General features: G+C 39.4%; 8 protein-coding genes. 3 read left to right on the top strand and 5 right to left on the bottom strand.

The annotated features are described in order from the left end of the window. Window positions 1–154: 154 nt before the first annotated feature. Window positions 155–2,104 carry a two-component system sensor histidine kinase NblS gene (nblS, locus tag IQ247_RS29535; protein ID WP_193925443.1) on the top strand — a complete coding sequence of 650 codons (1,950 nt, stop codon included), beginning with the start codon at window positions 155–157 and terminating at the stop codon, window positions 2,102–2,104. An 84-nt stretch (window positions 2,105–2,188) separates the two neighbouring features. Here the strand turns inward: nblS and IQ247_RS29530 are convergent, their stop codons facing one another. Both IQ247_RS29530 and IQ247_RS29525 read right to left on the bottom strand, forming a co-directional pair. After that, window positions 2,189–3,109 (bottom strand): histone deacetylase family protein, encoded by a 921-nt coding sequence (locus IQ247_RS29530; protein ID WP_193925441.1) that lies wholly within the window; start codon window positions 3,107–3,109, stop codon window positions 2,189–2,191. Between the two features lie 115 nt (window positions 3,110–3,224). Continuing rightward, on the bottom strand, window positions 3,225–3,410 hold the full coding sequence (locus IQ247_RS29525) for a hypothetical protein (RefSeq protein WP_193925439.1): 186 nt from the start codon (window positions 3,408–3,410) through the stop codon (window positions 3,225–3,227). A gap of 177 nt (window positions 3,411–3,587) precedes the next feature. Here IQ247_RS29525 and IQ247_RS29520 point away from each other — a divergent pair, with 177 nt between their 5' ends. Then, the gene (locus IQ247_RS29520; protein ID WP_193925437.1) at window positions 3,588–3,845 is read left to right on the top strand and encodes a MoaD/ThiS family protein; all 258 of its coding nucleotides are present in this window, start codon (window positions 3,588–3,590) and stop codon (window positions 3,843–3,845) included. A gap of 78 nt (window positions 3,846–3,923) precedes the next feature. On the opposite strand, the gene IQ247_RS29515 is transcribed toward IQ247_RS29520, so the two are convergent. After that, on the bottom strand, window positions 3,924–7,199 hold the full coding sequence (locus tag IQ247_RS29515; protein ID WP_193925436.1) for a DUF6923 family protein: 3,276 nt from the start codon (window positions 7,197–7,199) through the stop codon (window positions 3,924–3,926). Between the two features lie 375 nt (window positions 7,200–7,574). Further along, entirely contained in the window at window positions 7,575–8,150 is a 576-nt protein-coding gene (locus IQ247_RS29510) for a transposase (RefSeq protein ID WP_193925434.1), read from the bottom strand. A 47-nt stretch (window positions 8,151–8,197) separates the two neighbouring features. On the opposite strand from IQ247_RS29510, the gene IQ247_RS33270 reads away from it, so the two are divergent. Further along, complete coding sequence (locus IQ247_RS33270) at window positions 8,198–8,332, top strand: hypothetical protein (protein WP_265579714.1); 135 nt, start codon at window positions 8,198–8,200, stop codon at window positions 8,330–8,332. Window positions 8,333–8,378: 46 nt separating this feature from the next. On the opposite strand, the gene IQ247_RS29505 is transcribed toward IQ247_RS33270, so the two are convergent. Then, window positions 8,379–9,901: OmpA family protein (locus IQ247_RS29505; protein WP_193925432.1), on the bottom strand; the 1,523-nt coding region annotated here is incomplete at its 5' end.

Genomic DNA, 9,901 nt, shown 5'->3' with positions numbered 1-9,901 from the left:
TGTCCCCCCCTTCGGGTTGCGCCACTTCTCTCAACGGTCGTGTTCCTCCGCACGAGAGTGGCTTACCATCCCCCCATCCCCATTGGTCAACTTAGCTGTTAACTTTTAGTTGTTGGGGTTGTCTTAAAAAAAAACTACGACAACTTATTTTAAAATGCTGGTTCTTTTAAAAACAATTCAAGACGCGATCGCCAATTGGTGGTCGGATTTTAATCTCCAAACTAGGCTGTTGGCGGCTGTCACCTTGGTTGTATCCTTGGTGATGAGCGGTTTGACGTTTTGGGCGGTAAATACGATTCAGCAGGATGCACGTCTAAATGACACCCGCTTTGGGCGAGATTTGGGTTTGTTGCTAGCTGCAAATGTTGCACCTTTTCTGGCTGATGAAAATTATACTGAGGTCGCACAGTTCTCTCAACGTTTCTACAGCAGTACTTCTAGTGTGCGCTATATGCTTTATGCTGATGAAACTGGAAAAATCTTTTTTGGCATTCCTTTTTGGGAACCAGAAGTAGGAAATTCCCTGACTATTAAACGCAGGATTGAACTACCCGAAGACTACGCTGCTGACGTGGAAAAGCCAATGGTGCGTCATCATAGTTCGCCGGATGGGGAAGTTACTGATGTGTTTGTCCCTCTGAAGGCAAATGGTAAATATTTGGGTGTGTTGGCAATTGGGATTAATCCCAATCAAACTGCTGTAATTTCTACTAATTTTACCCGTGATGTCACAATCGCGGTGTTTATTTCAATTTGGGTAATGGTAATTTTAGGAGGGGTAATTAATGCTTTGACTATTACTAAGCCAATTAAGGAATTATTAGCGGGGGTAAAACAAATTGCAGCAGGAAATTTTAAGCAGCGCATTGAATTACAATTTTCAGGAGAACTCAAAGAATTAATTATTAACTTTAACGAAATGGCTGAGCGTTTGGAACGCTATGAAGAACAAAATATTGAAGAATTAACTGCTGAAAAAGCTAAGCTGGAAACTTTGGTTTCTACTATTGCCGATGGTGCGGTTTTGATTGACAACGAGATGCAGGTTGTATTAGTCAATTCTACAGCAAAAAGAATTTTTGGTTGGGAAGAAACGCAAGTGGTTGGTAATACCATATTGGAACATTTACCTTCACAAATGCAGTTAGAAATTAACCGCTATTTGCACCAAATGACAGCGGGAGAGCTAGAAAGCGCCGAATTTAGAATTACGATAAATCAACCAGTAAAAAGAACTATTCGTATTCTTTTAACTACGGTAATTAATCAGCAGCGAGAAAGCATCAAAGGTATTGCAATTACCATCCAAGATATCACTCGTGAAGTAGAACTTAATGAAGCAAAAAGTCAATTTATTAGTAACGTTTCCCACGAATTACGAACACCTTTATTTAATATCAAATCTTTTATTGAAACCTTGCACGAATTTGGTGAAGATTTGGGTGTAGAACAGCGACAAGAATTTTTACAAACTGTTAATAATGAAACAGATAGACTGACTCGTTTAGTTAATGATGTATTAGATTTATCAAAATTGGAATCCGGACGCAGCTATAGTTTAGATGGAGTCGATTTAGGACAAGCAGTCGAACAAACTCTACGTACCTACCAATTAAATGCTAGAGATAAAGGTATTGAGTTAATTCAAGATATCGCTCCAAATTTACCTTTAGTAAGGGGACATTACGATTTATTACTGCAAGTATTAGCAAATCTAATCGGTAATGCACTCAAATTTACCAAAGCCGGTGGAAAAGTCGCACTCCGCGTTTACCAACTCCGCTCGCAGCAAGAATTACACAGAGCAACACCGCCCCATGTCCGTGTAGAAATTTGCGATACAGGGATTGGTATCGGTACCGAAGATCAACAAGCGATTTTCGACCGTTTTTTTCGCGTTGAAAATCTAGTTCATACCCTTGAAGGTACGGGTTTAGGATTATCAATTGTGAGAAATATTCTCGAAGATAAACATCGCAGTAGAGTATTTTTGGTTAGCGAAGTTGGTATCGGTACCACATTTTGGTTCGATTTGGAAGTATTTGAAGAAAGTCTTAACAGTGAAGAGTTAGGAGTTAGGAGACAGTTGACAGTTGAGAGTTGACAGTTGTTAATTACCAACCCATTACCAATTACCAATTACCAATTACCAATTACCAATTACCAATTACCCATTACCCATTACCCATTACCAATTTAAACACCTTTCAATCGTTGCTACCACTGATTGAGAAAGTGCTGGTAAATCGTAACCACCTTCTAAACCGAATAAAATTTTTGACGTTACTTTTAAGCAATATTGCGTAAATAAACCGTAGTTTTTTGGTTGTAAATTTATCCTTGCTAAGGGGTCATCAGCATTGGCATCGTAACCAGCACTGACTATAAGTAAATCTGGCTGAAAGTTTGATAAAAACGGCACTACTTCTTTCTCAAATGCTGGTTGATAAATACCAATGTCGCTACCGGGAGGAATCGGTAAATTTAATACATTATTATCTATACCCCGTTCTGAAGATTTGCCAGTTCCGGGAAAACAAGGATATTGATGCAGCGAACAGTAAGCAATTTGGGGATTATTTTCGACAATTGCTTGAGTTCCGTTACCGTGATGTACATCCCAATCAAGAATAGCAACGCGGTTAATTCCCGGCTTTTTCAAAGCTTGGAAAGCAGAAATCGCTGCATTGGAAAACAAACAGAATCCCATCCCATAATCGCTTTCCGCATGATGTCCCGGAGGACGTGCTAATACAAAAGCAGGTTTACCAGTTTCAACTACAACATTTACTCCATCCAGCCAAGCATTTACCGCTAATAAAGCCACATCATAACTGCGGGGAGAAACATAAGTATCTGTATCCAAAAAACCACCGCCATCCTGGGCAATCTCCTTAATTTTACGGATATATTGCGGTGAATGGATTTCCTCAATCAAAGGAACCGGCGAATTTTCCTTTACAGAAGTTGGCGATCGCCATTCAATTTGTGCGGAAAAAGCAGCCTCCTTCAAAGCCGAAGTAATAGCTTTTAAACGTTCTGGTTTTTCGGGATGTTCTCTTCCTGTTAAATGTTCGAGAAATTCGTCGGAGTAGATGAGAGGGAGCATATAAGAGTTAGGAGTTAGGAGCTGTTGTAGACACGTAGCACTGCTACGTCTGTACGGTACCACCGGAGTTAGGAGTTATTAATTACCTTTGACCTTTAACCTTTAACCTTTAACCTTAATCATCAAGCATTTCTGGTGATACTGCGGGGTTATTTTTGAGTTCTTCGGGAGATTGGTTACGGATTGTGCTGTAGATTGATGGGGGATGCTTGATTTTGTCCAGTAATTCCGGACTTAATTCCGGTGCCTTTTCTTTGGGATTGTTCTTTTCAGCTTGATTTTTTGCTTTATCTTCACTCATATTCTTTTCTTTTAGCCGTGTAAGGAATTGCTTATCAGCTTAGAAGACGCTAGAAGAATAACATACTATCTAAAGAATGAAATGCTTTTCCCCTTTTCGATAATAATAATTCTTATACATGGAAAGTCAAACTACAAAATTTTTAACCTTTAACCTTTAACCTCTAACCTATTGCCCATGTCCAATTCGATCAAAATCATGGTTAAATTATTCGCAGCTTATCAAGAAGCTTATAATGTACCAGAATTAACATTAGAATTTCCTGAAAATACTTCGGTATTACAGGTAAGAGAATATTTAATTGCAGAACATCCCGAACTAGAAAAATGGCGGGATGTAACGCGCTTTGGTGTAAATTTAAATTTTGTTGAACCAGATACCCTTTTACATGATGGGGATGAAGTGGTTTTGATTCCTCCTGTTAGTGGGGGATAACCGCATTAATTTTGAATGGTTCGTTGTCTGTGTAACGTCGGGAGACGTAAAGTTTTACGTCTCTACATCACGTACCGATTACTTTACCTTTCCTCGGAAACGAACAAACCCATAGGAACCAGTTGTACCGGGTGCTGTAGCGTTAGGTAAATTCTCCAAATTCACCACAACCGCACCGTTGGTATTCGTACCATCACACTTAATATTGGGATAAACAGTAGAAGGTTCAACACCAGGAGGGAAGTATTGCGCTGCATCACCATCCTTGACATTGGTCAAAGATTGTGTATTACCATTTTTAAACCACAAAATACCTCTATCTGAATTTTGTGATCCTGCCGTTGCTTGAGTTTGATTATTAAAGCTGTTGGGAATGAAGGTAACATTTGAGGGAACGCGATCGCAAACTAGTACGCTTTTGGCTTCGGTGTCTCCAGCAGAGAGGAAGTAGATAGTATATTCGATTTCGTCATCGGGCTTGACTTTTCCACCGTTGATTCCACCAATTAGGAAGGTACTGCTTGTGTCTGAGGTAGTATCAACCCATTTATCGGTATCCGGTTTTGGATCTTCACGTTTTTGAGGTAGTTCTGTGATTTCTACTTTATTATCGTCGTAGGGGTTGGATTCTTCTTGGTTATAAGTAGCAAGGTTATCACCAGCGTTAGTAGTAGTACCATCGTTAATTTTGGTGATACGTTTGATTAACAGGACGTTGGGATTAGTAGCAATTGCTTCTGTTACATCTAAGGGAGTTGGGTCTTCAAAAGCAGGAGAACGTGGATAATCAGAAGGTATAGAAGGGGGATATTGCAGCGGTAAGTTAGTTAAGAATGATTGGTTATTGTAAGTACCTGGTGTTGTGGTTTTGGGTACGGTTACTTCTGCGGTAATAGTTAATGATTCCAAAACCGGATTACCATTTGTGTCTTGATTTACGACTTGACCAGGTAAAGTTAAATTAGTAATTGCCAAGGTTTGATTATCGTTGCTAAAACTAACATTCCCAGTACCATTAGAAACGCTAACATTACCTGTATATTTACCATTAATCGGACTACCACCAGTTACAGAACGCAAATCGTCCGTAAATGTGACACCATTTAAATCAAGAACATTACCAGTGGCAATTTTGTAAACATATTTCACAGTCTCACCTGCGGGAATTTCGGTAATCAAATTACCATCTTGATCTTGTACTTCCTTTTCCATCGCCGTAGCAAATAAACAGCTAGCACCATCATGATTACCACCAGAAGGAGCAGTGGTAATTTCGGTTGCTTTTCCATAATCGGGGCTGTTGGGGTCTGTGTTTACCCGATATAACTTATTATCGGTATTACTGCGATAGTAAAGAGTACCAAAAGCATCGACAAACTGAGAACCAGCATTATGGTTTTGTCCGGTGGGATTAGTTGCTTGGCTAGTAATTTGGGGAGGAAAAGTAGTTAGATCGAGAATAACTAACCTGTCTTGAGTACCATTTTCATTAACCATATAAACCCTTTTTCCGCTTAAACTAGCAGGATCTTTGGGATCTACAGCGAAATCATTGAAAGTTAATCCGGAAACAGTTGTTTGAGGATTTGTGATGGTTGGGGGAGTAGTAGTGAGATCAATAGTTGCAAATTTACCACCTCCACCAATTACATAAGTTCCATCGGAGAGAATTGTTGCAGCAAAAAAGCCTCCTGACAAGGTATCGTTGTTATTGTTAGTGGGTTTACCAAGGGAATGTAAAACACCATCGCTACCGATTTTAACTACATTACCAGAACTATAAGGACCGCTAGTTGCTGCTGAACTGTTGATATAAGCATAAAGGTAATTATCTACGGGATTATACGCCAAGGCATTGTAGTCAAACTTAGCAGGATAACCACCAGATGTATCTGTTGCAGAACCTCTGGGATCAAAGGTAAAGGTTGAACCGGAACGATTAAGATCGTATAACTGTTGAGGACCACCAGTATTACCAATAGTGATGTAAAAAGTTGCATTGCAGGTGAAGGGGGAACCGAGGGGACGATTTGCAGAAGGTTTATCAAAACCAAAGTTTTGATTTGTAACCGCACTACCGGAAACTGTTACAGATAAATCATTCGGTGTCCTCAAGGTGTAACCACTGGGAATATCAGTATCTGTGGTATCAACTTGGATTTTGTAAGTGCCATTGCTGACTCCTGTGAAGGTGTAGTTACCGTTATTATCTGTGTTGGTAGTAGTGATGATATTGTTGTTGGTATCAAGAAGATTTACACTAATATTTGCTGGTAGTTTGGGTTCAGTTCCACCTAAGTTTTTATCACCATCTGTGTCTTCGTAGAGAGTACCGGAGACAGTCGTTAGACTATTGAGCATGAAAATTCCCCCACCAGCCATTAAATCTAATCCCCCTTCACCAGATGCACCAGAGGTATCGGTGGGAAAGTTAGTCAGATTAATTAGATCATTACTAGCAGTAATATCATTAGGGAAAAGAGCATAACCATAAATTTTTTCACCTGGAGGAATATCCAGTGATGCAATTGAAACGTAAACACCGGATATGGTTTGTGAAGTGACAAGGTGAGAAGGTCTAAATGCTGTTTCACTTTCCTCACGACGCATTACAGCAGTTTGGACATTCGGACCAATCTTTCCCCAAGTACTAGTTGCAACTGATTTCAACAGACCAAAACTAGCTGGTTTTCCATTTGCATCTAAAGAGGTAATTGCAGCAATCTTGAATGGATCATTGCCACCTCGTTCGAGAATTAAAAAGCCAATATCACCAAGATTAGCGCTGGGAACTGCTAATCCGGCGGAAATAATATAATCTATCCGCTCAATATTATTACTAGCGGTACTATTATCATTGGAGAAAGCATTATCAATACCTCGGTTAATGATGGTACTGAGCATTGCTTCTGCCATTGTATTCGTGTAAGAAGACTTTATTTGGTTGTTTGTGTTGTATTCAAAGAAAACAAGTTGTCGTTCTCCTGTTGCACCCTGTCCGTTTACACGTCGAAATGCAACACTGTCAGCTAGTTGTATTAAAGAGTAACTTTGCGTTCCAACCTTAAATCCAGATAATTTCAGGTCATTACTAGTACCAACCCCAAATTGCATATTGATATTACTATCGCAACCACCGGGATAATTGCCAGGGCTACATGGATTGGCAACTGTAGTATCATAACTGCTAGAAGTTCCTGTTTGATAGGTAGCATCAAGGCTGGTTATAGCAACTTGAGCATTTACTGGACTAGTGGTTGCGATTGTTATTGCACTGACAATACATACTCCTGCTCCCAGTCCAAGTTTTGGGATTTTGCTTTTGGTGGTATTATTTTTAAATAAAGATTTCATTGTTTAAGTACCAAATATTACTGATAATTGCTGTAAATATAAAGATGATTTAAAGTTGCTTTTACATTGGTATTAAAACTTTTATTTATAGCTCCTGACTTCCGTGTAATTACTATTTACAAGATATTTTGTATTGTATTCAAGATTCATGTAGAGACGTTGCACTGCAACGTCTCCGTATCTCGGCTGTGGTTAACATCTATTGGTTGGGTTTATCTGGTGGGTGTGGTTGGGGTTGTCTGTTGTTTTCGGGACGCTGGGAGACGTAGCAGTGCTACGTCTCTACATTATTGGTGGGTGTAATTTAGGCTATTTTACGTTGTATTTTGGTTACATATTATTGGTGGGTGTGGTAATGGTTATTTTGTATTCGGGCTACATCCATAAATCTGGGGGATTATTTTTGTCCTGTTCCCATTTAGCGGGGTTATTAATAATGTATTGGCGAATTCTATCTATGGAATCATCAGCGCGAATAATACTTTCATAAAAACGTTCTTGCCATGCAAAATATTCATGTTGATTGCGATTACACCACCGCGTAACGGCAGATTTATAAGAACGGATAATAGTACTTAAGGAGCCTGGTGTCGGAGATATTTTGGACATAAATTCATTTTTTATCATGTCCGTTTGCGGTTTATTTTTAGATAAAATTCCAACATCGGTGGGTTTATTGATAACTACAATTCCATGGACATGGTTGGGCATAACTACATATGCGTCTACGTAGGTATGTTTTGCATGATTAGGAATATCTATAAAATATTGTTGGGCGATTTCACCGATTGGTGTTAGCTGTACTTTGCCTGAAACAACACAGTTACCCAAATGATAAATGCAATTTTTGGTACAAATTGTCACAAAATACCAACCATTTGCGCTATAGTCGTAGTCTGGTAAACGGATTGATTCAACTCGGTATTTACCCTGAAATTTTGGTTGCCTCATAATTATATTTTCTAATTTATATTCGGGATTCATGTAGAGACGTTGCAGTGCAACGTCTCATTATCTCGGCTGTGGTTGTCCTAGATGCTGGGGTTATCTGTTACGTTCGGGATGTTGGGAGACGTAGCAGTGCTACGTCTCTACATGATTGGTGGGTGTGGGTTTTAGTTACGGGGACATGATTGGTGGATGGGGTTACGGGGACATTGTTGGTGGGTGTGGTTATGATTACTGTTCTATCTGCAAATCTCCTTCCTGATTTTCAAATTCGATATCTATACCCCTAACATCAAAGAAAATCACCTCTACACGACGGTTACGAGCGTAATCAACACGGTTATTTTCCTCTGTTCTTAATTTCCTTTCCCCAAAGGAACGTATTGTCATTTTTTCGGGTGGGATACCTTTTTTAATTAAGTAATTTCTCGCATTTGTAGCTCTTCTTTTTGCTAAATATTGGTTATAAGCATCACTAGCGCGGGAGTCGGTATGTCCCTGTAGTTCGATCACTATGGTGGGATATTGCTCCATGACTTCGGCAATTTTATCCAGAATTTCTCCACTATTAGAGCTGATAAAGTCTTTATCTAATGCAAAGTGAATGTTTCTGGGTACCCTTAAACGAATTGGTTCTGGTTTGGGTGGCTCTGGTTCTGGTGTTGGTTCGGGTATTACTGGTGGTGGTGTTACTGGACGAGTTGTACAGGTAGGATTTTCAAAATTTTGGATTTGTGGATTTTGAATTTCGGAATTACTGACAGATTTAATTATTGCGTTGCCTGCTGCTTCCGAGGTGCCGTATTTTGGATCAGTTGCGATCGCGCTGATCATCTCCCCCGGTTGCAGGTTTGTGAATGTAGTTTGAAATCTTCCTTTGTCATCGGTTTTGACTTTAGCAATTACTTCCCCTAATGCTGAATAAGCGGGGTATAAATCTATTTGCTGTTTATTATTATCAACAACGCGGTAAATGTCAATTTCGCTACCTGGGTCGGCTTTACCATCGATGTTTACTTTACCGTTAATAACTATAAATTCGGAACTGAGAAATTCTGGTGCGTTGATAGCTCGGTTTGCTGTATCTAAACGACGATTTCCGGAATTTCGGGGTGGGTTGGGACCGTCTCCACGTTGAAAATCCCGTACTCCTGCATTATGTCTGGTGTTGAGGTCGATACTCAATCCTTCGATATTAGCAAAGCTGTTATTTCTAATAATGTTTTTTTCGCTGTCGGGATAAGCTGTAACTACAACCCCGGAACCTGTTTGATTGGTAATTTGGTTATTAATTACTTGATGATTTTTACCCATTAAGTAAACACCAGCCCGTCGCAAGCGTTTACCATTATATTTAATATTATTTGACTGTATTTGTACTGAGCCTTCTGGCTTAAATAAGTAAACACCACTACCATCGTTAGCGCAAATTAAATTTGATGAAACTTGAGAATTATTTATATTACCTTCTAATCTAATTGCATCGGGCATTCCCGCAATTCCGTTACCGACTATAATATTTTCTGTAATTTGAGTATTTTCTGCGAATTTTCCAGTAATAATTGCGCTCCCTTCATGATTAGCAATACGATTACGGTTAATAGTTGTATTCGTTGCATTAAATACCGAAACACCGAAAGCAGAAGTTTTATTCGGAAACTCTTCTCCAGAAGTAATACCCAACCAATTATCTTTGATAACTGTATTTTTCGCAGCTTCCGAAGAATAATTCCCCCCATCTCCCCATCTCCCCA

Source organism: Plectonema cf. radiosum LEGE 06105, from assembly GCF_015207665.1.
GTDB classification, from domain to species: Bacteria; Cyanobacteriota; Cyanobacteriia; order Cyanobacteriales; family Nostocaceae; genus Rivularia; species Rivularia radiosa_A.
The sequence above is the reverse complement of the archived record's forward strand: the minus strand, read 5'-3'. Positions and strand labels throughout refer to the sequence as shown.